This window comes from Paenibacillus sp. FSL K6-2393, assembly GCF_038002545.1.
GTDB lineage: Bacteria > Bacillota > Bacilli > Paenibacillales > Paenibacillaceae > Paenibacillus.
The window spans coordinates 389,498-413,596 of sequence record NZ_JBBOCU010000001.1; the positions used below are offsets into that span (position 1 = coordinate 389,498).

At 50.5% G+C, this 24,099-nt stretch carries 19 protein-coding genes; 8 read left to right on the plus strand and 11 right to left on the minus strand.

Annotated features, from left to right (window positions below; translation table 11 throughout):
• Positions 1–107: 107 nt before the first annotated feature.
• Positions 108–2,135 carry a glycosyltransferase family 2 protein gene (locus MHI14_RS01725; protein ID WP_341129765.1) on the plus strand — a complete coding sequence of 676 codons (2,028 nt, stop codon included), beginning with the start codon at positions 108–110 and terminating at the stop codon, positions 2,133–2,135.
• Between the two features lie 281 nt (positions 2,136–2,416).
• On the opposite strand, the gene MHI14_RS01730 is transcribed toward MHI14_RS01725, so the two are convergent.
• From MHI14_RS01730 to MHI14_RS01745, 4 genes are read right to left on the minus strand one after another with little or no spacing between them, the layout of a single operon-like run.
• Positions 2,417–3,088 carry a class I SAM-dependent methyltransferase gene (locus MHI14_RS01730; RefSeq protein ID WP_339311278.1) on the minus strand — a complete coding sequence of 224 codons (672 nt, stop codon included), beginning with the start codon at positions 3,086–3,088 and terminating at the stop codon, positions 2,417–2,419.
• Entirely contained in the window at positions 3,085–4,626 is a 1,542-nt protein-coding gene (locus MHI14_RS01735; RefSeq protein ID WP_339311276.1) for a glycosyltransferase family 4 protein, read from the minus strand. Before MHI14_RS01735 ends, MHI14_RS01730 begins: the two co-directional genes overlap by 4 nt.
• A 1-nt stretch (position 4,627) precedes the next feature.
• Positions 4,628–5,620 carry a glycosyltransferase gene (locus tag MHI14_RS01740; RefSeq protein ID WP_341129766.1) on the minus strand — a complete coding sequence of 331 codons (993 nt, stop codon included), beginning with the start codon at positions 5,618–5,620 and terminating at the stop codon, positions 4,628–4,630.
• A complete protein-coding gene (locus MHI14_RS01745) occupies positions 5,620–6,912 on the minus strand; it encodes a tetratricopeptide repeat protein (protein WP_339311274.1) in 1,293 nt (430 codons plus the stop codon). Before MHI14_RS01745 ends, MHI14_RS01740 begins: the two co-directional genes overlap by 1 nt.
• A gap of 383 nt (positions 6,913–7,295) precedes the next feature.
• On the opposite strand from MHI14_RS01745, the gene MHI14_RS01750 reads away from it, so the two are divergent.
• Genes MHI14_RS01750 through cydC form a run of 4 tightly spaced genes read left to right on the plus strand, consistent with a single transcriptional unit; the run spans position 7,296 to position 13,568 of the window.
• Positions 7,296–8,711: a cytochrome ubiquinol oxidase subunit I gene (locus MHI14_RS01750; RefSeq protein ID WP_017691731.1), complete on the plus strand. Its 1,416-nt coding sequence runs from the start codon at positions 7,296–7,298 to the stop codon at positions 8,709–8,711.
• Entirely contained in the window at positions 8,656–9,711 is a 1,056-nt protein-coding gene (gene cydB, locus MHI14_RS01755) for a cytochrome d ubiquinol oxidase subunit II (RefSeq protein WP_339311272.1), read from the plus strand. Before MHI14_RS01750 ends, cydB begins: the two co-directional genes overlap by 56 nt.
• Position 9,712: 1 nt before the next feature.
• The gene (gene cydD, locus MHI14_RS01760; RefSeq protein ID WP_339311271.1) at positions 9,713–11,629 is read left to right on the plus strand and encodes a thiol reductant ABC exporter subunit CydD; all 1,917 of its coding nucleotides are present in this window, start codon (positions 9,713–9,715) and stop codon (positions 11,627–11,629) included.
• A 1-nt stretch (position 11,630) separates the two neighbouring features.
• Positions 11,631–13,568: a thiol reductant ABC exporter subunit CydC gene (gene cydC, locus MHI14_RS01765; protein WP_339311269.1), complete on the plus strand. Its 1,938-nt coding sequence runs from the start codon at positions 11,631–11,633 to the stop codon at positions 13,566–13,568.
• Positions 13,569–13,790: 222 nt separating this feature from the next.
• Here cydC and MHI14_RS01770 read toward each other — a convergent pair whose 3' ends face one another.
• The 3 genes from MHI14_RS01770 to MHI14_RS01780 all read right to left on the minus strand — a co-directional run bounded on the left by MHI14_RS01770 (position 13,791) and on the right by MHI14_RS01780 (position 16,071).
• The gene (locus tag MHI14_RS01770; protein WP_062836785.1) at positions 13,791–14,750 is read right to left on the minus strand and encodes an MraY family glycosyltransferase; all 960 of its coding nucleotides are present in this window, start codon (positions 14,748–14,750) and stop codon (positions 13,791–13,793) included.
• 121 nt (positions 14,751–14,871) lie between these two features.
• Positions 14,872–15,684 carry a hypothetical protein gene (locus MHI14_RS01775; RefSeq protein ID WP_341129767.1) on the minus strand — a complete coding sequence of 271 codons (813 nt, stop codon included), beginning with the start codon at positions 15,682–15,684 and terminating at the stop codon, positions 14,872–14,874.
• Between the two features lie 69 nt (positions 15,685–15,753).
• Entirely contained in the window at positions 15,754–16,071 is a 318-nt protein-coding gene (locus MHI14_RS01780) for an ArsR/SmtB family transcription factor (protein ID WP_289390597.1), read from the minus strand.
• A gap of 354 nt (positions 16,072–16,425) precedes the next feature.
• Between MHI14_RS01780 and MHI14_RS01785 the strand changes: the two genes are divergently transcribed.
• Positions 16,426–16,824 carry a nuclear transport factor 2 family protein gene (locus MHI14_RS01785; RefSeq protein ID WP_339311263.1) on the plus strand — a complete coding sequence of 133 codons (399 nt, stop codon included), beginning with the start codon at positions 16,426–16,428 and terminating at the stop codon, positions 16,822–16,824.
• A 197-nt stretch (positions 16,825–17,021) separates the two neighbouring features.
• The gene (locus MHI14_RS01790) at positions 17,022–17,543 is read left to right on the plus strand and encodes a hypothetical protein (protein WP_341129768.1); all 522 of its coding nucleotides are present in this window, start codon (positions 17,022–17,024) and stop codon (positions 17,541–17,543) included.
• A gap of 477 nt (positions 17,544–18,020) precedes the next feature.
• On the opposite strand, the gene gntK is transcribed toward MHI14_RS01790, so the two are convergent.
• The 4 genes from gntK to MHI14_RS01810 form a co-directional block, all read right to left on the minus strand.
• Positions 18,021–19,571 (minus strand): gluconokinase, encoded by a 1,551-nt coding sequence (gene gntK, locus MHI14_RS01795; RefSeq protein ID WP_340964983.1) that lies wholly within the window; start codon positions 19,569–19,571, stop codon positions 18,021–18,023.
• Positions 19,572–19,846: 275 nt separating this feature from the next.
• Positions 19,847–20,674 (minus strand): carbohydrate ABC transporter permease, encoded by an 828-nt coding sequence (locus MHI14_RS01800; protein WP_341129769.1) that lies wholly within the window; start codon positions 20,672–20,674, stop codon positions 19,847–19,849.
• 20 nt (positions 20,675–20,694) lie between these two features.
• Entirely contained in the window at positions 20,695–21,561 is an 867-nt protein-coding gene (locus MHI14_RS01805; protein WP_091013252.1) for a carbohydrate ABC transporter permease, read from the minus strand.
• A gap of 128 nt (positions 21,562–21,689) precedes the next feature.
• Positions 21,690–22,964 (minus strand): ABC transporter substrate-binding protein, encoded by a 1,275-nt coding sequence (locus MHI14_RS01810; protein WP_133386196.1) that lies wholly within the window; start codon positions 22,962–22,964, stop codon positions 21,690–21,692.
• Positions 22,965–23,287: 323 nt separating this feature from the next.
• Here MHI14_RS01810 and MHI14_RS01815 point away from each other — a divergent pair, with 323 nt between their 5' ends.
• Complete coding sequence (locus tag MHI14_RS01815) at positions 23,288–24,055, plus strand: GTP cyclohydrolase II (RefSeq protein WP_091035917.1); 768 nt, start codon at positions 23,288–23,290, stop codon at positions 24,053–24,055.
• Positions 24,056–24,099 lie beyond the last annotated feature (44 nt).

The window sequence follows — 24,099 nt, forward strand, 5'->3', positions numbered from 1 at the left end:
TATCAGGCAGGTCCGGGAGTTCAACTTAATTCAGCGGGCTAATGGGTGGGGCTGAACTTCGTTGGTGAGGGGTGGTGATGAATATGGGCATAGGGATTAGCTTGTGTATGATCGTGAAGGATGAAGCCGGGTCACTCCAGCGGTGCTTGAATGCAGTCAGGGATGTTGTGGATGAGATCATCATCGTGGATACTGGATCGGTGGATAATACAATCGAAATTGCCCGCCTTCATGGTGCCGTTGTAATCCGAACGGAATGGAACGGAGATTTCAGTGAAGCCCGTAATCTGTCGCTGGCCGCTGCTACGAAACCGTGGATTCTGGTGCTTGATGCGGATGAAGTATGGGCACAGACTCCGCAGATGAAGACAGAACTCATGCAGTTGTTAGCGACAAGCAGGGACGACGTATGGGGGTACTGGATACAGGTCACAAGTCTGCTGGGTGTGTCCGGTGAAGAGCGTGTGACGGATGCGGTATGTCGATTGTTCCGAAACGATCCCCGAATTGCCTTTCAGGGCAGAATTCATGAAGAGATCGCTTCATCTATCATGGCACTGGCTCCGCAAGGTGTGCTTCATTCTGGGCTTGAGGTCATTCATTACGGATATCTGGAGCAGGCGATTACCGCTAAAAATAAAGGTGCGCGGAACATGCAGTTGATTCGTTTCGCGTTGAATCAGGAGGGCGATCAACCGGAGCTGTTATATGCTCTGGCCGCCGAATGGTTTCAGCAAGCGAAGTATGATGAAGCACTCCGTTTGTTGCAACCATTATTGGCACAGCTTATGCCGGAGTGTGGATATCACTCAGATCTGGTGCTGAAAACGGCTTACGCTTGGCGAGAGAGTGGTAGCCCGGAACGGGCGCTTGCTGTGGTGGAAGCATGGGCGCCCGTGTATGAGGATTTCCCGGATTTGTTGGAGCTTGGTGCTGTACTAGAACTGGATCAAGGGAGAGAGGATGTGGCCTTGAACTGGTTAAAACAGGCTAAATCAGCTGCTTCTACAGCCAGCAGGTATACATCAGTCTCTGGTGCTGGGACCTATCGCAGCCTGACGCTGGAAGGCATGGCATATGAGCGGGCTGGCCGTTGGGCAGAGGCAGAAGCTGCGTACATAGCGGCGCTGGGCATGCAACCCGGCAGCATGGCAGCATGGCAGCGGCTGTTGTTGCTGGCCGCAGCGACAGGGCGGCCGCATGCCATCGCCAGCGCCGCCGCTCGGGTAAGCTTGCCGCCTGCGGCATGGCAAGCGTTGATCCCGGCCGCGCTTGCCGCGCATCGGCCGGAGTGGCTGCTGCGCCATGCGGCGGCGCTGGCTGCACCGCTGCGGGCCCAGCCGCTGGCCGCCGGGCTAGCGCTGGCCCAGCTGGGCGAGGACGCCGGGGCTCGGGCGGCTTTGCAGCCCTGGGCGGCGCATGCGCAGCACGGGCCAGAGGCGGCCCTGGCGCTGTGGGCGCTGGGCCACAAGCAGCCCGGCGGGCACAACGCCCGAGCGGCGGCTCGCCATGCGGCAGCACTGCCCGCAGCGGCCCACGCCGCCGAGGCGTTGCTGCAGCGCGGGGCCTTGGCCCGCGGCAGCGGCAGGGCATGCAGCTGCGGCAGCCTGCCCTGCGGCGCAACGCCCGGCGGCTCGCCCGGCGGCCGTGCCGCGTCTGCGCCGGGCTGCGTGCTCGCCGCTGCGCAAGCGCTCGCCGGCGTAGGCGCCTGGGCCGCATGGCTGCGCCTGCTGCAAGCCCTGCCGCCCCGCGGCGCGCTGGCGTTGCTCGCAGCGCTTCCGCCTGCGGCACGCTGCGGGCTGCTGCGCGCACCCGCGAGCGTCCGCGAAGGGCTGCTTGCGCTGTGCGGCACGCCTGATGGCGCGCAGCAGCCCCACGCGGACGAAGTGCCCGCCCCAGAGCGCATCGCTCACGCGCTCCTCGCGGGCACGCTCGCGCTGCTCGCCGGGCGGCAGAACCTGGCGCGTGAATGGGCCGAATCGGCCCAACTCACTGCGCGGCAACCTGCCGCCACAGGTCGCCCGGCGAAGACAATCCCGCCGGGCCTGCACACCCTGCTGCGCCTGACAGCACCCGGCGCAGCCTCTGCCAAAGAGTACACCAACCAGTGCAACATGTTACTGGTACACCTATAATTTCCTTTAATCTTTAATCTTTAATCTTTAATCTTTAATCTTTAATCTTTAATCTTTAATCTTTAATCACTAATCACTAATCACTGATTTCTAGTCTCTAGTCCCCAACCTCCATCCCCATATATTCCCGAACTAGCCCATCCGATTGAAATTGCAAAAGCAACGGAGCTACCGGTAATCGGAGCATTGCCCGAACCGTGTATATTTCCGTTGCTAATGGGTCGAACCCTCAAGTCTGCAATTTTCCACTCTGCTCTTAACTCAACGTAACCCAATTTGTCTCAACCTTTGCATATCACCGCTCGAAAACAGCGGATCGGCGTGCCGTACATGTCAGACCAGATGGCATCATCCGGCTCCTCCACATTCAGCTTATTTTCAATGGTTAAGCCAGTGACAGCCATGATTGTCTCCAGCAGATCAGGCCGCATCTCGGGTACATCGAAGGTAGCGATCAACTGTCCATTTGGCTTCAGCACCCGGGCGAATTCCCGAAACGCCCGCAGCATTGTGCCTGTATCCAGATGCTCCAGTACAGAGATACAGAACACCCGATCAAACTTACCCGACTCATACGGAAGCTGGGCCAGATTGGCCTGCGCACGGTGCAATCTGACGAGAGTTGATTCCGGCAGATCCTGGGCGGCTTGCTCGCCAAAATCAGAAACAATATCCAGTCTTATCGCCTCTTCAGACAAAATGCGTTCATCCCAGTCACAGGCGTGAACCTCGCGGCAGTGTTCGGCAAGCCAGAATTTGAACGGATGGGAGATGCCGCAGGCTGCATCAAGGACCACATCGTCCGGACGTGCAAACCGCCGGGCCCATTCATATTCGTAGGGACGGCTCCACCATGCCGGATGCAGCGGGAAGACCAATGTGTCCGTTTTAGGGTCACTTTGCCGAATGTATCTTGATTCCATGAATTCCGTTGCCTTGGGCGTATCCATCATCCCCGAATTCCCTCCTTTAATCCTGTCTCTGCCAAAAAAGATTCCAACACCGTGCTCCACCGGCTCCGCCACCTGGCTAGATCATAGGACAGTGCAGTCTCTCGCGCATAGATTCCTAGTCGTTCTCGCTCGGCCCGATCCTGTACAAGACGCACCAGTGCAGCGGTTAGTTCCTGCTCACCAGGAGGTACCAATAGCCCGTTAAACCCATCCTGAATCAGATCATTCAATCCGCCAACATTGGAGGCAATTACCGGAAGTCCACAGCTCATCGCTTCCAGACAGGCATAGGAGGTGCCTTCCGAGAACACAGTTGGAATCACAGCGATATCTGCCTGATGGTAGGCCTCCCGAATATCCCGGAAATCATACGTGCACTGGTTAATTCGCTCCGCATGTGGATGAGTACGATGCCAGTAACGAAAGACTCTCCCGACCGTGCTGCCTTCGACCAGTTCCCCGGCAAATTCAACCTCCAGATCCGGAAAGGCTCCAAGTAGTTTATCTGCCGCCAGCATCATTGGAATAATACCCCGTTCCATGCTGATGCGGCGTGGATAGATAATGCGAATTGGGCGGGGAGAGGTCACACGGGCCTCCACAGTTTTCTTTTCAACCTGCCCTTGAATCGGACCATTAACCTGATGCTCAGCATCTGCTTCTGCTAGAATATCTGTAGCCCAATCCTTTGAATATAGGTGGTTATGAGCAAACCTATACGTTTCGCCATCTGCCCCGACTTCTTCCAGTTTCGATAACTGCAAATGGAGATCTACCGTTTCTTTCCCCTCTGGTTCTTGATCGCTATCTGTATCCCCACCTCCATCTCCGTTAGCCTTACCACTGTTCGCTCCAGGACAACTCGTTCCGCCCTGGCCTTTTACAGCTTGCACCCCTGATATAACTGCACCAGCATTCTCCTCATAACTCGCCAGATCATTCTTCCATGCGACAAGCCATTCGTCTTCCTGTTCTTGCTCAAAGGTTCGCGTTGGTGGGGCAGGTGTGAAATAGGAAGTATCCACCGCATTGGGAATCAGGACTACCTGTCTTGGATCGGTATAGGTGCACGCAGCTCGGCAAAAGGTCTGGAAATGTGAATCCACGGATACAATGCGCACGAGTCCATCCAGAGCCAGTTGAATATGTTCCGCCACTTGTTGTTTGGTCTCCAGTGGAAGTCCGGGACGATCCCAGTTAATGCCGTGACAGATGCCAAGACTGCCGGGTTTGTAGGTGATGGGTTGCCACAGACAGCTGGCATAGATCACTGGGCCGCGCGCTGCTGCTGCCATCCGGTCAAAGGCTTCCGGTACATTATCCATGTCGTACGAATAACCAAATACGTCAATCTGCTCCGTCCGAGTCTGGAATGCTTCAAAATAGGACAGCTGATGAACCTCGGGAATATGCCCGAGTCCTCGGATGACACTGCACAGATCCAGAATGTAGCGTTCCAGTCCACCCCCAAATACACGACCGAATTCCCGGTTGTACCCGTCGGTGAAACTATGCGTCAGAATACTCACCACGCCCATCTCACGGTCCCTCCTTCCAGGGAATCAGCCGAGGTTCCGGATCAAGGATCGACTCGTAATGTGCAAGATTGCCCCACTCACCGCTAGGATCAATGCGCTTGTAACGCAAATATTTACGAACCCGGTCCTCCAGACTGCCGGCCCAGCCGAGATGCTGAACCTTCAGTTCCGTGCTGACCCCAGGCAATACAGTGCAGGACAAGGGAAGACGAGGAACGTGATGATTCTGTTGTGGATAAAAATAAGGATATCCAGGCATATACCGTACAAGTGAAGCGGTATGCCGTTTGTGCAGAGACCAGAGATCATCTTCCCGGTAGTGGGTCCGGCCACCCCACATGTCGTAGAATCGAAATGCAAACCAGTCCGCATACTCCTGATTAATCAGAGTGCGTATGGCTTTCTTGGCCTCTGAGCTGTACAGCTCATCCGCATCAACCGAGAGCAACCAGTCGGGACATGTTCCCGCAGCCGCTTGCCATAAGGTGTTGCGAAGCCGCCATTCCTCGGCGAACAGCGGTTTCTCCAGTACTTCCAGACGGACCACCTTTGGATAGGCTTTGCATATGTCCGGTGTTCCGTCTGTGCTGGCATCGTCCACAATGACGATCTCATCCACGAACTCACTCAGATCATGCAATACTTCTTCAAGGTATCGGCCACGTTCATTGCGAACCTGGAGCATGGCGGTTAGCTTGTTGCCTTTGCTTTTGCGAACCCGACGAATGGAGAAGGGCTCTTTGAATACACTTGTTTCCTCTTGTGATACAGCAACATCCTGTTCTCCCTGACCTTGTGAATCATTCCAGTGATGCACTTGGCTTCGGATGTCCTGTGTTGGTTGTGCATGATCCGGGGTGTGATCTCCATTTTCCAATGCGTCTGTATGTGTTCGATCGACTGTTTCGGTTGGCGTGTAAGTGGTTTCGGTTCGGATATCCCTGTGCACCATTGGCCCATTCAACTGTTGTCTACGCTTCTTCGGGTCCAGCATCATGGCACCTCCCCAAGCAATTGCTGTACAGCATGATCCAACAACTCCAGTTCGACAATCCGGGCGAGCGCATCTTCATCCTCCAGTGCCGTTTCGAGAAAATGTCGGACTGCCCCGTGCCGTTCCCCTCGCAGTGCCAGCGCACTGCCGGATAATTGCTGATAATCCCGGCGACTGGCATCATCCTGAATATCGACTGCATGCACCAGAGCCAGTGCCTCTTCCACACGTCCTGTCTCCTGATAAATGCGGAATTTCCAATGTCTCGCCGTTTCTCCGCCAAGTTCGTCCAGGATACGCAGGGCGTTTCCGTAATCATCGTTCATACGCAGTAGTTCCGCTCGTACAAGTTGTTCTTCTCCTGCCTCAAGCCAGCGACATAACTGTTCATAATGATGCCGTTCTTGTTCATCTGCTGCACTAATTCCGTACACCCGCAGGGCGTCCTCCAACTGTCCGGCCCGGGCATGAATGGCAGACAGGAATCGATAATGGGAAACCACACAATCACTGCGACCGTTCATGACCGCCTGGGTGAAGGCCTCTTGCAGCGAATGGACGGCCCGCCGATCTTCAAGCAAGTACTCATAGGCTGCCAGCAAAAAGGATATCGTCTCATGTGGGCCTGCTTTGGCTCGGAGCTGTCGGTAGAAGTCGGCACGTACACTGCATTGAAGCAGGCTGACGCTATCCGAAGTGCCTGACAAGACCTGCCGCAGCGCATGCAGGAAGAACAGTTCGTAGTCCCGGAGAGGGACTTCGAGATCATCCTTTTGCATCGTACCCGCAGGTGCAGGGTCTTCGCCGCCCAGCCAGATAACACGTACGCCTTGGAATAACAGCTTCATATAACGTGTCTCGGAGGATGTGCCTACCAGATCGGCGATGCCGACCAGTTTGGAAATACTGCTCTCCCATAGGGGAGAAGATGATTCTTCCCCAGCAGGCTCAGGGAGCAGGGCGATACATAGCTCCGGCTCCAGCGAGGCTGTAGCCATTAGCCAGTAGGGATGGGCGACTACGGCTACGGTGCGAGGTTCCAGCAATAGCTGCTCGGCTTCAGGGAGGGAGATGACGGTAATGACCGGAGGTACATCTTCTGTTTGCGTCAGGCTGCTGACATAGTATACCTCTCCCTCGATTGACAGCAGTGCAGCAATATCGGGATAGGGAAAGGATGACCAGCCCCCTTTGCGAGGGAAGAGAACATATCGGACAGGGGGCTGTGTTGTACTGGCCTTATCCTGGCTGGCTTCGGTGTCTTCACCTGGTAGTGGTGCAGGTTTTTCCATGAATAGTTCACCTCACCTTGACTGTAATATGGAGCGTCATTCGCTCTGCATGTACTGCATGCTTTCACTTCATATGTAAAGCCCTCACGGTACTTCGCATGATATGCCTGAGACTAACATATGGGCATTCCGTCCCAAACATGAGTATCTTCCATGAATAGATGAAGTTGGCAAGCTATGATAATAGGCTGAATTTTATCTTTTGTGTGACCAGGATCACTTTTTTTTGCTCTAGAGACGAAGATTGTGATAATTCTCACATGTATAAAATAGGTATTCTGGCACAATACGTTCATCAACGTATTTGGCGGACAGACAGCGAAGGTGCAGCTTCAATGCCAAATACGCATACTGCGAAGTGAACAGAAAGAAGGGGTAACGGTATGGATCCGATTATGTTATCGCGTATCCAATATGCACTTACAACGATTTTCCATTTCTTTTTTGTCCCGCTATCCATCGGTCTTGTACTGTTGGTTGCAATCATGGAGACGTTGTACGTTGTTAAGGGTAAGGAGATCTACAAAACGATGGCCAAGTTCTGGGGCAAGCTGTTCCTGATTAACTTTGCCGTCGGGGTAGTCACAGGTATTTTGCAAGAGTTCCAGTTCGGTATGAACTGGTCCGAGTACTCCCGATTTGTCGGGGACGTGTTCGGTGCGCCACTGGCTATTGAAGCGCTACTGGCGTTTTTTATGGAGTCTACATTTATTGGTTTGTGGATATTCGGATGGGATCGTTTGTCCAAAAAAGTGCATCTGGCCTGCATCTGGCTGGTATTTGTCGGCACATTCCTGTCCGCGCTGTGGATTCTGGCAGCCAATTCGTTTATGCAGCATCCGGTCGGGTTTGAGATTAATAACGGCCGAGCCGAGATGAATGATTTCTTTGCACTCATCACGAATGGTCAGCTTCTCGTCGAATTCCCACATACGATTTTTGGGGCATTGATGACAGGGGCTTTCGTCGTAACCGGGATTAGTGCCTACAAATTGATGAAAAAGCAAGATGTGGAGATCTTCCGCAAATCGTTTAATATTGCGATCATTATCGCTCTTGTTTCTTCATTCGGCGTCGCATTCTCGGGTCACTTCCAGGCGCAATATCTGGTGGAGACACAGCCGATGAAGATGGCAGCCAGTGAGGGCACATGGACAACGACAGAAGATCCGGCGCCATGGACGGTGGTCGCTTTTATTGACCCGGATAAACAGGAGAGTACGGGTGAGATCAAAATCCCTGGATTACTCAGTTACCTGTCCTACAGCAAGTTCTCCGGTAGTGTCAAAGGCATGAAGGAACTGAATGCTGAGTATCAGCAGACATATGGACCTGGGGATTACATCCCGCCGGTACGGACAACGTTCTGGAGTTTCCGCATTATGATCGCAGCGGGTGGTTTGATGATTGTGCTGGCGCTGTACGGTACGTTTCTGGCTATGCGCAAGAAGCTGGAGGTCGCTGGAAAGTGGTTTATGCGTCTGATGGTATTTGCCATATCCTTGCCGTTTATCGCCAATACATCAGGTTGGATTATGACCGAGGTTGGCAGGCAGCCGTGGACGGTATTTGGCTATATGACCACCGAAGCCGGGGTCTCACCGAACGTATCCGCAGGAATGATCCTGTTCTCGACCATTGCTTTTACCGCTGCGTATACGGTTCTCGGAATCGTGATGGTATACCTGTTCGTACGTGAGATCAAAGCAGGACCGTTTGCGGTCGAGAAGCCGGAAGATCACGATGAATCGGCCGATCCGTTCGGCGTGGATGGAGGTTATTCCGTTGTCACTAAGTGAGTTGTGGTTTTTGCTGATTGCCGTATTGTTTGTCGGTTTTTTCTTTTTGGAAGGTTTTGATTTTGGTGTGGGGATGTCTACAGGCATTATTGCCAAAACAGATCGTGAACGCCGGACCCTGATCAACTCGATCGGTCCGTTCTGGGATGGTAATGAAGTATGGCTGATTACAGCAGGGGGAGCGATGTTTGCTGCCTTCCCGCACTGGTATGCGACGTTGTTCAGTGGTTTTTACCTGCCACTTGTGGTGGTGTTACTCGCCTTGATTGGCCGCGGAGTTGCTTTCGAATTCCGCAGTAAAATGAAACAGCAGCGCTGGCGCAAAACGTGGGACACCATCATTGTTGTCTCCAGTGCACTCTTGCCGTTCCTGTTCGGCGTGGTCTTTGCCACGTTGATGAAAGGTCTGCCCATTGATGGGGAGATGCAGTTGCGTGCAGGATTCCTCGATATTGTTAATCCGTACACCGTGATTGGTGGCTTGAGTGTAACCCTGCTGTGTCTGGTTCATGGATTGCTGTTTGCATCACTACGAACAGTAGGTGATCTCAGAGAGCGTGCCTTGAAGACAGCGCAAAAATTGATGCTGCCGCTGGCTGCACTGCTCGCCGTTTACGCGTTAATGACGTATTTCATGACCGATGTATTCGCCGTACGCGGCTGGGCTCTTTGGATCATGGTTGTACTTGGCGCAGTTTCGCTTGCACTTGCGGCATACTTTGTTCGTCAGAAGCGTGAAGGCTGGGCTTTTGGTATGACTGGGGCAGTGATTGCAATTGCCTTTGCCTCGGTCTTTATTGGACTTTTCCCAAGAGTGATGGTGAGTTCCTTTGGGGCGGCATATGACCTGACTGTATACAACGCCGCATCCGGCGCTTATTCATTGAAAGTAATGACAATTGTAGCTTGCACATTGCTGCCGTTTGTTCTTGGCTATCAGATCTGGAGTTATTATATCTTCCGCAAACGTCTGAACGAGCAGCACCACCTGGAGTACTGATATGGGACGGGGGCTGCTGAAGCTGCCGGGCATCCGGCCTGTACTCGCGCTGGCATCAGCGCTGGTGCTGCTACAGGCGATGACGATCATGATGCAAGCCAAATGGCTGGCACAGGCCATCACGGCATTGTTCGAAGGTTCATCCGTAACGGAGCAGTATCCTGTACTGCTGCTGTTCCTGGCTGCTTTTGCCGCCCGCTACGCCCTATCCTTCTGGTTACAACTCGTGACTTCACGATATGCGGAGAGAACAGGGACCGATCTGCGCAGACAGATGGTGGAGCAGTGGTTTAGGCTCGGGCCGCGTTATGCCAAGACAGAGGGCACAGGCCATCTGGTCACACTGGCACGTGAGGGGACAGCTCAATACAAGACGTATCTGGAACTATTCATTCCTCGTATGCTGGGCATAGGATTCACACCCATCGTCATTTTGCTGTATGTGTTCAAGCTGGATCTGATGTCCGGGGTTATTCTGATGCTGACTCTCCCAATCCTGATCGTGTTCATGATTCTGATTGGTCTCGCAGCGCAGCGTAAGATAGACGGACAATTCAGATCCTACAAAGCACTTGCTAACCATTTTGTTGATACCCTGCGGGGGCTGGAAACGCTGAAAACGTTGGGACAAAGCAAAACACACGAAGGGTCCATTCTGCGGGTCAGTCAGCGGTATCGGAAGGCAACGATGTCCACCCTGCGCATGGCTTTTCTTTCTTCGTTTGCACTCGACTTCTTCACGATGCTGTCCGTTGCTTCTGTGGCAGTTGGTCTGGGATTACGTCTGACGGAAGGGCATATGCTGCTTGGCCCTGCGCTGACGGTACTCATTCTGGCACCCGAATATTTCCTGCCTGTACGTATGCTCGGCGCTGATTACCATGCCACATTGGACGGTAAGGAAGCCGGAGCGGCTATCAACCAAGTGATTGAACGGGGGAAAGTCGCCGAACAGAAACAGAAAGAAGCCTATGCAAATGTTGTTGCACATCCCGTTACGGCAGAGGACGAGGCTGGATCTACACCATCATTATCTTTGGGTAAAAGGAAAGCCAGCACTTCGACCATACGTGTCGTGTTGAACGATAAAATGGCTGCGGGGCATCTTGCTCCTGATCCTGCTTCTGTTTCTACTATTCCTGAGCTTGTTTCTTCCGCTTCCTCAGTGTTCTCCTGGAATGAGAATAGCAGATTGGCTCTAACGGATGTACAGGTACGGCATGATGATGAAGGTCCTTATTCGCTAAAGGATGTCACATTTCAGATCACGGGTCTTGGCAAAATCGGTATTATTGGCGCCAGCGGAGCAGGTAAATCCACGTTGATTGACGTATTGGCTGGATTTCAGCTTCCTACTTCAGGCCAAGTATTAGCCAACGGACAGCCTGTGACACAGGATATGCTTGAATCCTGGCGAAGACAGACGGCAACTATCCCGCAGCATCCGTATATTTTCAGTGGAAGCCTGGCCGATAACGTTCGTTTCTATATGCCGGAGGCTTCGGATGCGGAAGTGGCCAAGGCCATTAGCGCAGCTGGATTAACCAAGCTACTGTCTTCATTATCCGGTGGACTGCATGAACTTATTGGGGCTGGTGGCAGACAGCTAAGTGGTGGGCAGGAGCAACGGGTGGCGCTGGCAAGAGCTTTGCTTAGTAAACGAAACATCCTGCTGCTTGATGAACCGACAGCTCATCTGGATGTAGAGACAGAGTATCAACTGAAACAGACGATGCTGCCGCTGTTTGAAGGAAAACTTGTATTTTTGGCTACCCATCGCCTGCACTGGATGCTGCATATGGATCGAATTATTGTCATGGATGGCGGCACAGTGGCAGAGACGGGAACACATCAGGAATTACTGGCACGACAAGGTGTATATTATAAGATGATTCAGGCCCAGATGGAGGCGATATAAAATGAAGTCCGGATATGAGCATATGGAGACCGTCCGTAACGGAAAAGAAAAAAATAGCTGGATTGCTCCGTATGTGGCACAGTACCGCTGGAGATTCCTTGCAGTCATTGCGCTAGGCACTTGTGCTGCCTTGTGTGCGGTATTGTTGCTGTTTACCTCCGGATTTCTGATCTCCAAGTCTGCGCTGCGTCCTGAAAATATTCTGATGGTGTATGTACCTATTGTTGGGGTACGTGCATTTGGGATATTCCGCGCCGTGTTTCGATATATCGAACGATTGGCAGGACATGATGCCGTACTGCGTGTGTTGGCTGATCAACGGGTGAAGCTATATCGCATTCTGGAGCCACAGGCCCTGTTCCTGCGCTCTCGTATGCAGACAGGAGATGTACTCGGAGCACTTGCCGATGATGTGGAGCGGTTGCAAGATATCTATCTGCGTACCGTGTTTCCTGCCGTTACCGCGCTTGTGATGTACGGTGCAGCTGTGAGTGCTTTTGGCAGTGTGGATCTGGGATTTGCGGTGTGGATGGGCTTGTATATGTTATTTCTCGTTGCCGCGCTACCTGCGATCTCGCTGAAAGTGACGTGGAAATGGCGTGTGCGGCTGAAAAAGGAAAACAGCAGGTTGTATACCCGTCTGACTGACGGTGTGCTTGGACTGGGAGATTGGCTTGCAAGTGGACGAGCAGCGGAATTTGTTCTGCAGCAGGAAGAGGCGGAAGAACAGGTCGACGCGGTTCGCCGCAAGTTGCGGCGCTGGACACGCTGGCGTGATCTGATGGCCCAGTGTGTCATTGGCCTGATGGTAGTATCGGTTACGTTATGGGCTGGAAACGCCGCTTCTGTCGGACAATTACCTTCCGTAATGATTGCTGCTTTTGTGCTGGTGTTATTTCCGCTCACGGAATCACTTCTGCCAGTAGGGGATGCTGTGGAGCATCTTCCACAGTACCGGGAATCACTGGATCGCTTGAAGCAGCTCGAAGGGAAAGATAATCTTCCGTTGCAGAATGGAGCCGGTGATGCGGATGGAACGGGCGAATCGATCTCTGTAGTAAAAAACGGCAACGTGATGGCTGGACAGCCATCCGAGTCCTTGCCATCTGCGAATGATATCCCGGACAGACGAATTCGTCTTCGCATTCCACCCAAACTCAGAGCAGACATCGAGATCAATCACGTTAGTTACCGCTATGCATCTGATGATACTTATGCCGTACAGGATGTATCCCTTCATCTGCCACAAGGCAAACGATTAGCTATTCTTGGACGAAGCGGCGGCGGGAAATCGACATTGTTGAAGCTGATTCAGGGGGCATTAATTCCGTCTGCGGGGAAAGTTCTGATCAATAATATGTCTGTGCAGACCTTGGGTGAGAGTGTCACTGATGTTGTCGCGGTGCTGAATCAGAGTCCTCACCTGTTCGACACCACGGTAGCCAATAATTTGCGGATTGGTCGTCCACATGCAACGAATGAGGAGATTCGTCAGGTGGCCGCGCAAGTAGGGTTATCCGGTCTGATCGAATCTTTACCGCAGGGGTATGATACGCCGATGCTGGAGACAGGTCTGCGTTTCTCCGGTGGGGAAAGACAACGAATTGCACTGGCCCGGGTACTGCTCCGGGAGACACCTGTTATTATATTGGATGAACCAACCGTTGGGCTTGATCCTGTGACTGAACGCGAGCTTATGCGGACCATTCTGGATAGTTTGCAAGGCAAAACGATGATCTGGGTTACCCATCACCTGATTGGTGCGGAACAGATGGACGAACTTATTTTTATGGAAAATGGAAAGATTGCCATGCAGGGTTCTCACGAACAATTGCTGGCTGGGGAAGAGCGATACCGCCGTCTCATTGAACTTGATCGGCCGGGATGGACAGGTCGGCAGCAACAAGAACAACCGTTGCCACCCGTAGCTTCCAGATAAGTGTGAGAGTCTGTGAGCGCCTGCGGTTCCAGACGTGTGGATTTTGCATACCAGTCCAGATGGTCGAACTGAACTGATATACATGAATTATCAATTTAGCGAATGACACCGAATGAGTGCGTAATGAGCACTTAACCATATAAGCATAACAAAGAGACGAGCCAAGAAATCTTGGACTCGTCTCTTTTTACATTCCGATATGACCGCTTTTGTTGCGGATACTTACATCTCTACCAGCATCAATATAATGGAAGACAGACACAGGCAGGTACTAACCAGATAGAGGACAGCAACAACCTGTTTGTGATTCAATCCGGCACGCAGCAGTCGATAGTGCGCTTGACTCGCGTCGGCCTGATAGATTGCTTTACCTTGAATGAAACGTTTGATAACGACAAAGATGTTGTCGAAGATCGGTACACCCAGCGCCAAAATCGGAATGAAGATGGACAACATGGTTGCTTGTTTGAATGCACCATCCAGAGCGATAACCGCCAAAATGAAGCCAAGGAACGTTGCGCCTGCATCACCCATGAACACTTTGGCAGGAGCTTTGTTGTACTTCAGATAACCAATCGTCACACCGACCAGAATGATCGACATGAGTGCGGAATCAGTTTGACCTTTGGCAAGCGCCACAATGAACAGGGTGATCGCCGAGATAGCTGATAATCCGCCAGCCAGTCCGTCCATGCCGTCCGAGAAATTGATGACTGTTGTCACCCCAAAGATCCAGAGGATCGTGAGAATGAATTGCAGCCAGATTGGAAGCATGACATATTCCGCGTTGAAGGGATTCACGAATCCAGTGAACGCAATGCCAGAAGCAAACACGAGTACTGCCGCAGAGACTTGTACGAGCATTTTGGGCAGAGCAGGAAAATCTTTGCCTTTTGTTTTGTACCAGTCGTCGACGGTACCAATCGTTAGCAAAAGCATACCACCAGCGACCAGAGCCGCTGTTTCCCATGTGATTTCTTTGGTCAGAGCAATGTATGTCAGGAAAAATCCAGTAAATATCGCGTAACTCGCCGTGAGCGGGATCGGTTGCCTGTGCAGCTTACGCTCCACATCTTCCCGGGGCTTGTCCACAAAATCGAGCCGGTGAGCCAATCGACCAAGCGGCGGAATAAGCAGAACCACGACAGCAAAAGACACTATAAAAGCCAGTATGTATACCATAAACTCGCTTGTTTCACTCCCATCTACCAATTTCCCCTTATTATACGAGTTAAACAGGAAATCTGTCGATGTCATTATTGTAACCAGACGTACGCAAAGGTGAGCAAAAGTTCAGGTTTTATCACATTTGAGGAAGATAGGAGCCAAAATAATGTTTTACGGCTTCTGCATGATATCCATCATCACCTTGCCAGGTTGCTGCAAAGACAAAATCGCTGGAACCACCTTTGCGTTTTCTCGGTTTATCTCCAGGAACCAATATGCCGGCTGCAGCCCAAATTTCCAGCAGGGCATCTCGCTCCTGTTTGCTGGAAGGGAAGAGATCCTTCCACTTCTTCTCCAGTGAACGTGCACTGTCCTTGGGATCTTCCGTCTGAGCAGCTTCAAGCAGGTTTACCAGGATTGCTTGGTCTTCCTGGGTTACTTCATAGTTTGCATCGTTGTCCTGAAGCAGTAATTCCAGATCCATCAGGCAATAGATAAGCCAGCCATGACGCACGCCGCCCCACTTGATCCGTTCAAAATTAAGGACGTTTAAGTCGACGTTGGAATATTCCTTGTCTGACTGCAAACGCAGGAAGTTACAATCCCCACAGGCACTGGTGTTAGGGTGAAGGGCAGGGCGTTCCGCATAGGTATGCAAAAGCATCTTCGATGTTAAAACCCAGCTGGATAATGCGCTGCGCAGGTAGACTTTTTTGGTGGACAGACTATGTAAAAAGGCCGACATGACCCGCTCCTTGAGCGAGTCATCCTGATGCATGTCGTATAGGCGCTGGACTATCTCGTCATGCGTGATCGTGAGTGGATCGAACATAACACCTTTGCTTTTGGCATATTCAAATTCCTCCCCGGAGAAGGGTAGAGAGGTTGTTTTCCAGCCCCCACCTCCCCAGAAGGTGCTCAGCAATATCTTTGCCGCTTTTTTGTCCATATGGTTAGCCTCCTTTATGGGAATTGCGATCATGATGAAAGTAGTTCTTCAATCTCAAACCTGCTTACTTTAATGTACGTATTCCTCGGTTGTATTCAGAATCATGTCAACGAGGCCTGGAAAACGTGTGTTCAGTTCTTCCTTTCGTAGGGAATAAAAGTGCTGTTTACCTTCAATGCGAGGCTGGATCACGCCAGCTTCACGTAAAATTTTGATGTGATGGGACAACGTGGATTTGGAAATATGGTCTACTTCGAAGGCGGAACAGTTTTTCTCGCCAGAGCTGGCCAGACAGTGTGCAATTTTCATACGGATCGGATCACCCAATGCATTGCAGACCGTGGTCAACTTCAGTTCCGAAGCCATAGGTATCGTTGGAGTTCTCATATCTATGACGTTAGCATAATCGGCTGTACCTTTCAATGTTTGAAAAAAATCGAACTATAGAAGTTGAACTGTAACTATTACACTTGTTTACTCCGATTGCAGTACCATCTTTCGATCGCTCTTATCCCCAGATTTTCTTTATTCCCTTGGTCCAAGGGAAAAATCCGGTGATAAATGCGCACGCTTCGCTTCTTCAGATTGGTTCTGCACTCTCCGTGTTAGTGTAAAAGTCGGTCTCAACTTATATATTTCTTGCAGGCAGTATAAGAAGTATGATACATTTCTTTTCAGTTAGTTCGAAAATATTCGAACTGAAAGATTGGAAAACGGTTTTTTATTCTAGGAGGAATATGAATGAGTACTATAAGTACCACAAATACAACTACGATGTTGAACAACTATTTCCGTTTATTTGATGCTTCACGCACAGATGAGCGCGCGATGCAGGACTTATTGTCCCTGTTCACACCGGATGCAGAGATTGTGCTTAACGGCAGCAGCAGATCAGGGTTCGATGGTTTTATGAAAGCTTTTTACGAGTACAATAAGGATGTAAAACATATGTGGGACGGTTGGGTGCAACAGCCTGACGGCAGCTACCAAACGAACTGGGCAGTATGCGGACAAGCGGCAGACGGAACGGTATATGCCAAAGCAGGCATTGATATCGCGCGTGTAAATGATGCGGGGCAGATTGTGTATCTGGAGAATGTACAGGCCGATCAGAATGCGTTCAGCAAGTATAATCAGTAATTAAAATCTAGGATTTCAGTTCTATAGTTGTTAGAAATCTGAGTCAATAAAAGATAGGAAACCTTAACTCCACCGTTCTTTCATGCTGTGGGGTTTTGTTATACCCAACATGCTCAATCATTCTTTTTAGGGTAGGATTAGAGTATAGGGATGAACGTTGTAATTCTTAGTTGTTGAAATAAAGAGGAGTGAACTACATGAACGAAATTGGGAACCGAAACGTCATGGAACCTTTAGAGGTCATACCCATGGTCGGCATTGGACCATTTAAGTTGGGAATGAGTAAATCAGAGGTAGAAGAGATCATTGAGTGCATCACCCCGGAGATTAGTCAGCTCTATAACCAATTGGAGTATGATTTGGAACATAAACTCTATTTCATTGAAGTAAGTAATCCACACGATTATCCACCTGATGAATCTGATGTTGTCCTTACATATGATAATATTGATGTTTTTCGAACAAAGGCTGATGATCTCGTTAAGCTAATAGATAGTAAGACACCATATACTCGAGACATCGATGCGGAGTTGGGATTTTCTTTTATTTTCAAAGACATCCAATTGGCTTTGTGGAGACCTAGCGTGATGACCGAAGAAATGTTGAATTCAGTTGAGTTTCTGACCGAGTTTTCACCAGAGAATCAGGAACTGGAAAAGAGATTTTTCTATTTTAGGACGGTTGCTGTGGCGGCCCCTGGATACTTTAATAGAACATAAAGGGAAGCTCCAAGAATGCTGAGAGATAAATTGATACATTCTAAATAGAGTTTATATAGTCTGTGCATGAAAAAAAAGCCCATTCCCATATGGACATAACCATGGCGGGGTGGGCCTCTTTAACTTACGGCATCTCGTATTAATTCTAACGAATCTGAGACACGCTATTGGAGGATATTTGGCAAAAGTAATTTTCTAACGAACCACAGACACGTTAATAGACTACATATTAGGTTCTAGAGCAGTTTTGTGCGCATGTACGCCGATATAAGGTGTCTCAGGTTCGTTAGATTTTGAAAACATGTTATAAACATCATATAAGACGTCTACGATTCGTTAGACCATTCCATGTTCAACGTTTTGACCCTCCACCGTGTAACATTCCAGACGTTTAACCCTCAAATTTCCAACTCTCAAAAGCTCAGAACCTAAACCGTCCCATCCTTCGGTCATCCTGCATGCGACCCCATGTCGGTCCTAGCCTTGCATCGTCTTATTCTGAAAAGCAGCGATATCCGCATACTCTTCTTCGAATTTGCGGGAGATGCGGATAAAGATCGGCAGCAGTTCACGATAGACACGGACACTGTCCGGGTCTGGTTGGTGCCGGTGCGTTGATCCGATCATGCCGGAGACGGCACTCAGGGAATCGATGCGGCCAAGGGCGTACAAGCCCAGTACAGCTGCGCCGAGACAGGAGCTTTCAATACTTTCGGGAATGATGACATCCTGATCGAAAATATCGGCCATCATCTGCCGCCATAGCTCAGAGCGGGCGAAGCCGCCTGTCGCCTGGATTTTTTTCGGACGACCGATCTTTTCTTCAATCGCGAGCATGACCGTGTAGAGGTTAAACAATACACCTTCGAGCGCAGCGCGAATCATATGTTCCTTCTTATGATGCAGCGTCAGGCCGAAGAACGAGCCGCGTGCGTTCGGATTCCAGAGCGGAGCCCGCTCACCTGTCATGTACGGATGGAACAAGAGACCTTCCGAACCCGGAGGTACATTTTCCGCAACACGAGTGAGCACTTCATACGGATCGATGCCAAGTCGTTTCGCGGTCTCGACCTCGGAAGCCGCAAACTCGTCCCGAATCCAGCGGAAAATAACACCGCCGTTGTTCACTGGTCCGCCAATGACCCATGCATCCTCCGTGAGTGCATAACAGAAGAAGCGTCCTTTCGGATCGGTCACCGGTTTATCTACGACCGTACGAATCGCTCCACTGGTACCAATAGTCACGGCCACGACACCTGGATCAATGGCGTTCACACCCAGATTGGAGAGCACGCCATCACTGGCCCCAATGACAAACGGTGTGGTGACCGCAATGCCCATCTCCTTGGCGTACTCCGGGTGCAATCCATGTTTCAGCACATGTGTGGTTGGAACCAATCGGGACAGGTGTTCCGGCGTAATGCCCGCCACATGCAGCGCTTCTGCATCCCAGTCGAGTTTCTCAAGATTCATGAGTCCGGTGGCGGAGGCCATGGAGTGATCAATGACGTATTCAGAAAATAATTTATAGAAGACATATTCTTTCATGGATATGAATTTGTACGTCTGTCTGAAAAGTTCTGGTTGATCCCGGGTGAGCCACATGATCTTGGTGAGTGGGGACATCGGATGAATCGGCGTACCTGTTCTCAGATAGATTTCGTGACCATTCATCTCGGATTTGAGTACTTCGGTCCACTCGGCACTGCGATTATCTGCCCAAGTCATGGCCCGCATCAGCGGTTTGCCGTGTTGATCGACAGGCAGAATGCTGTGCATGGCCGAACTGAAGGATACAAACAGGATGTCCTCTGGCTTCACTCCCGCTTTGGAAGTGGCCTGTTTAACCGATGTAATGACTGCTTTGAAAATATCTTCCGCATCCTGCTCCGCAATCGCAGGTGTGGGGGTGTGCAGCGGATAATCGGCACTGCCTTGTGCCACAATGGTTCCGTTCTGTTCGAACAAGACGGCCTTGGTGGAGGTTGTGCCGATATCTACGCCGATCATATAGGGTGAAGAAGCCATTTTGTCATCCCTCTTTCTTGAATATATAAGTGAATGAATGCTGTTAAACGTTAACACTTCGGGTGCAGAAAGCCTTCCGATCGCCGTTATTCCCAAATTTCTTTGATTCCCTCTTCAAAGGGAGAAATTTGGTTATAAATGCGAACATTCCATTTCTTCAGGCCCTTTCTGTCCCCTCCGCGCACGTGGCGCTATTCATCCAACTTATATGGCATCTGTTATTTCATCTATAGATAAGAATATCAGACTTGAGGGATGGATCAAAATGCAGAACCCTAGTCCTTCACCGCCCCTGCGGCAATATCCGAAATAAACTGGCGGCTGATGAACAGGAACATCACGATGAGCGGAATGACAGCAAGCAACGTACCTGCGATGACCATCGCATAGTCTGTGTTATACAGCCCGTTTAATTGAGACAATGCAATCTGCAACGTGTATTTGCGTTCATCCGTCAGGACGATCAACGGCCACAGATAATCATTCCATACTCCGATAAAGGTGAACGCGCCAAGGAAAGCAAAGGCAGGTCGCAGAATTGGCAGCGCCACGTTCCAATAAAGTCGGAAGAAATTACAGCCGTCGATGCGGCCTGCATCCAGCAGATCGTTCGGAATCGACTCCGTGGCATACTGACGAATCCAGAAGATACCGAAGGCGTTCACCATGCCCGGAATAATGAGGGCTTTGAAGGAACCAACCCAACCGAACGTGGCCATGAGTACGAAGGAAGGCACCAGCGACAGCTGGGAAGGCACCATCATGGTAGCAAGCAGCAAGATGAAGAGCCACTTTTTGCCGGGAAATTCGAACTTCGCAAACGCAAACCCCGCCAGTGAGTCAAAAAACAGTACAAGAATAGTCACAAGGCCCGACACAAACAGCGTATTCAGAAAGGCGCCCCAGAAATCAATCTGCTGCAATACGCGCGTAATATTATTCCACAGTTCATCCCCGAACCAGAGCTGAGGTGGGAACTTGTAGATATCGGACGTTGTCCGGGTGGACATTACAATCAGCCAATAGAACGGGAACATGGATATGAGCATGCCCCCGATAAGACCGGTATACAACACCAGCGATTTGAGGTGTTTGGTCGCCATGTGCGCTCCCCCTTATCACATCAGGATGATTTGCCTTGAACAAGCTTCCAGTTCACAATCGAGAACAGGGCGATAATGAGGAACATACCCCAGCCAACAGCAGCGCCATATCCGAAGTAATTGTTAATGAAGGACTCACGGTAGAGGTAGAGTACAATTGTCATGCCTGCTGCACCAGCGCCGCCATCATTACCTACCAATACTTGAGGCTCGGTGAACAGCTGCATACCGCCAATCGTTGATGTAATGACCGTGAACAGGATCACAGGACGCAGCATCGGAATTGTAATTCGGAAAAAGGACTGTATCGCTGATGCGCCGTCAATCTTTGCCGCTTCGTATAATGTCTGCGGGATACTCTGAAGTCCGGCTAGGTAGATGACGGCGTTATATCCGGTCCAGCGCCAGACCACCATGGAGGAGATTGCGACTTTAATGCCCCATGGTGCATTAAGCCACTCCACAACCGGTAGCCCGACCGACTGCAACAGATAATTGAGAAAGCCATAATTGTTGGCAAATAAGGCACCGAAGATAATGGCTACCGCTACGATGGACGTGACGTTTGGCAGGAAATAACCGACCCGAAACAGGGTACGGAACTTCACAAATGGTGCATGTAGCAAAAAGGCAATAATCAGGGCGAAGAAGAGCATCGGAATCGTCGAATAGATCCAGATCATGAACGTGTTGCCCACGGCTTGCCAGAACTCGGCATCGGTCAGCATGTATTTGAAGTTGTTGAACCCGTTGTACGTCATGACACCGATGCCATCCCATTTATGAAAAGCCAGATAGAGTGAGAACCCGATTGGGAACAGCCCAAATACCGCAAACAGAATATAAAACGGCGATATCGCAACATAGAGTGCACGATGCTCCCACATTCTCGCCCATAGTGACTTCTGCCGATCCAGATCAGGTCTTGCATGTCCGGGATCGGGAGTAAGACGAGGTTCAGTTACAGCCATATGAATTCCTCCTTTGCGGATAACGAAACCACACGTTCTTCAGGTTAACGCTGCAATTCCCGCTCGACGCGGTGTACCGTATCCGTCCAGACCTGCTGTGGATCGGCATTTTGCTTCGCGACATCATTCAGCCGCCGGGTGATAATGTTGTGTACGGAAGGGTATCGTTCGCCAAAGAAAGCATCCGGCACCTCCTGTGCCGATTCGGCAAATACAGGCCCTGTCGCCTGTCCACCGAAGAAAGGTTCTTTTTCTTTCATGGCAGGATCATCAAACACACCTGGTGCAGAAGGGAAAAGGTTCAATGTCTGATATTGCTCCAGTTGATTTTCGGGACTTTGCAGCCAGCGAACCAGTTCAAAGGCTTCCTGAGGATGTTCACTCGACTTCAGGATGGACAGGAATGATCCTCCGTTATTGCCATCTCCCCCTGGTGCCCGAGCGACACGCCACTTCCCGGATGTATCCGGAGCGGCTTCCTGAAGAACTTGTTTCATCCAGACAGCACCTACGAAAGAGGCGATTTCACCATTATTCATCGCGGCGTTCCAGCCTGGAGTCCAGCCATCTGCATTGGCAAGCAGTCCCTTTTCTTTAAAAGCAACGGCCGTATCCCAGCTCTTGCCCACAGTAGGGGAATCCATGCCGATAAAGGACCCGTCCGGCCGGAAGTAACGCTCAGCAGACTGCGATATGACTTGGTTGTAAACGGTTGCAATATTGTCGGTTAGAAAAACCTTGCCTCCGAATTTCTCCTTGAGCTGTTCTCCGGCAGCAGCATATGCATCCCAGCTGTTGATCTGGCGTGTAACGTCTTCGGGATCAGATGGCAATCCGGCCTCTTTGAACAGATCTTCTCGGTAGAAGAGGGCTGTTGGTCCCGTATCCATCGGGAAACCAATCATCTGTCCGCTTGGCGTAACGCCTTGCTTCCATTTCCACGGCAGATATTGGTCTTCAATATCTCCTGCACCGAGATCATACAGATTATAGAAACGGTCCTCACTGGGGAAAAGCTCCATGATCCAGTCGTTCAATGCGACAATGTCTGGTTCACCTGAGCGTGCAGCGAGTGTTGTTTTGAGCTTTGCTTTGAAATCACCGCCGATTTTCTGAGCTGTCAGTTCGATATTGGGGAATTTTTCCTTAGCCCTGGCAAGCAACTTATCATCGATGGACCGATTCCAGTACCATAATGTAAGCGCTACCTTTTTGTTGTTCGCTGAATCGTCCTGTCCGGGCCAGATGGAGCATCCGCTTATGAGCAGGACGCAGACCATCAGTATGGCTGTCCAGCATGTTCTTTTCCGGCGGATCATGTGTATTACCCCCTCATCGTTAAGTTCGAGGCATGAAGTGCTTTGGACTACAACATTAGTGTATGAGCAGTTTATAAACTCATACCCAATATTCCTAAAATGAAACACATATTTGTGTCCGTTGCGTAACATAATTTTAGTAGTTACTTTAAAAATAAAAGTTACTTGACACTTTATAATTTTTATTCTAAACTAACTTACATAAAGTAACTAATGATGATGAGAATAATATAGATACGTACTATATAACATCCAAGTGATCCAATTTCACGCTGGATGCGAATCAATCAACATACAAGTTGGCCTAAACAGGAGGAACGACAATGATCAATTCACATATTATTCAACTGCTTGCCCCCAAAATTCAGACTTTTCCGAGTGGAAAAGAGTTCATATACCTGGTGGGACCAATCAAGCTTCCGGTTAACCTCGATGGGGAGACCAAGACATTCCAGTGGTACAGCTGGATGAAATCGGACAAAGCGATGGAGAGCGGCGAGTTAATCGAATCTCTTGCTGCTGCTGAACTGGCAGAGCGTCAACAATCCAGTGTTCTGGTGTATGGTGACTTTGCTGAAGCGCAGGAAGCGCTGATCCGGATGCATAGCATCTGTCATACAGGCGACATCTTTGGCAGCAAACGCTGTGATTGCGGCTTCCAATTGGAGCAATCCATGAAAATGATCGCCGCTCACGGAGCGGGTGCACTGTTCTATCTTGCGAACCATGAGGGACGTGGCATTGGTCTGTTCAGCAAAGCCATGGCGTACATTTTGCAAGAAGAAGGTCTGGATACGGTAGATGCAAACTTGCAGCTTGGATTCACAGACGATGCTCGTAATTATGACGATGCGATTGCTGTGTTGCGTGCACTTCGCACAGCACCGGTTACCTTGATCACCAACAATCCACGGAAGCTGGCTGCCTTGCAGGAAGCGGGATTAAATGTGGGCGGACGTGTTCCGCTGTGGGGAGATCGTTCTGCTTTTAACGAGAAGTATCTGCAAACGAAAGTGAATCGTTCCGGTCACTTGGCGGAAAGTGATGGCTGGGCTGGAGCAGAGACGTTGCTTCCGCATGCGCAGGCTTAATTATTTAATAGACGTAATTGATTAGTTGATTAGTCGTTGTAGTA

What these genes read in the sequence shown, in the direction of transcription:
- MHI14_RS01740 (WP_341129766.1), bottom strand. Translation starts at nt 5,620, where the DNA reads ATGCTGGACCCGAAGAAGCGTAGACAACAGTTGAATGGGCCAATGGTG.
- MHI14_RS01725 (WP_341129765.1), top strand. Translation starts at nt 108, where the DNA reads ATGATCGTGAAGGATGAAGCCGGGTCACTCCAGCGGTGCTTGAATGCA.
- cydD (WP_339311271.1), top strand. Translation starts at nt 9,713, where the DNA reads ATGGGACGGGGGCTGCTGAAGCTGCCGGGCATCCGGCCTGTACTCGCG.
- cydB (WP_339311272.1), top strand. Translation starts at nt 8,656, where the DNA reads ATGAATCGGCCGATCCGTTCGGCGTGGATGGAGGTTATTCCGTTGTCA.
- MHI14_RS01775 (WP_341129767.1), bottom strand. Translation starts at nt 15,684, where the DNA reads ATGGACAAAAAAGCGGCAAAGATATTGCTGAGCACCTTCTGGGGAGGT.
- MHI14_RS01750 (WP_017691731.1), top strand. Translation starts at nt 7,296, where the DNA reads ATGGATCCGATTATGTTATCGCGTATCCAATATGCACTTACAACGATT.
- MHI14_RS01735 (WP_339311276.1), bottom strand. Translation starts at nt 4,626, where the DNA reads ATGGGCGTGGTGAGTATTCTGACGCATAGTTTCACCGACGGGTACAAC.
- MHI14_RS01810 (WP_133386196.1), bottom strand. Translation starts at nt 22,964, where the DNA reads ATGATCCGCCGGAAAAGAACATGCTGGACAGCCATACTGATGGTCTGC.
- MHI14_RS01770 (WP_062836785.1), bottom strand. Translation starts at nt 14,750, where the DNA reads ATGGTATACATACTGGCTTTTATAGTGTCTTTTGCTGTCGTGGTTCTG.
- MHI14_RS01780 (WP_289390597.1), bottom strand. Translation starts at nt 16,071, where the DNA reads ATGAGAACTCCAACGATACCTATGGCTTCGGAACTGAAGTTGACCACG.
- gntK (WP_340964983.1), bottom strand. Translation starts at nt 19,571, where the DNA reads ATGGCTTCTTCACCCTATATGATCGGCGTAGATATCGGCACAACCTCC.
- MHI14_RS01800 (WP_341129769.1), bottom strand. Translation starts at nt 20,674, where the DNA reads ATGGCGACCAAACACCTCAAATCGCTGGTGTTGTATACCGGTCTTATC.
- MHI14_RS01745 (WP_339311274.1), bottom strand. Translation starts at nt 6,912, where the DNA reads ATGGAAAAACCTGCACCACTACCAGGTGAAGACACCGAAGCCAGCCAG.
- MHI14_RS01790 (WP_341129768.1), top strand. Translation starts at nt 17,022, where the DNA reads ATGAACGAAATTGGGAACCGAAACGTCATGGAACCTTTAGAGGTCATA.
- MHI14_RS01815 (WP_091035917.1), top strand. Translation starts at nt 23,288, where the DNA reads ATGATCAATTCACATATTATTCAACTGCTTGCCCCCAAAATTCAGACT.
- MHI14_RS01730 (WP_339311278.1), bottom strand. Translation starts at nt 3,088, where the DNA reads ATGATGGATACGCCCAAGGCAACGGAATTCATGGAATCAAGATACATT.
- MHI14_RS01805 (WP_091013252.1), bottom strand. Translation starts at nt 21,561, where the DNA reads ATGTGGGAGCATCGTGCACTCTATGTTGCGATATCGCCGTTTTATATT.
- cydC (WP_339311269.1), top strand. Translation starts at nt 11,631, where the DNA reads ATGAAGTCCGGATATGAGCATATGGAGACCGTCCGTAACGGAAAAGAA.
- MHI14_RS01785 (WP_339311263.1), top strand. Translation starts at nt 16,426, where the DNA reads ATGAGTACTATAAGTACCACAAATACAACTACGATGTTGAACAACTAT.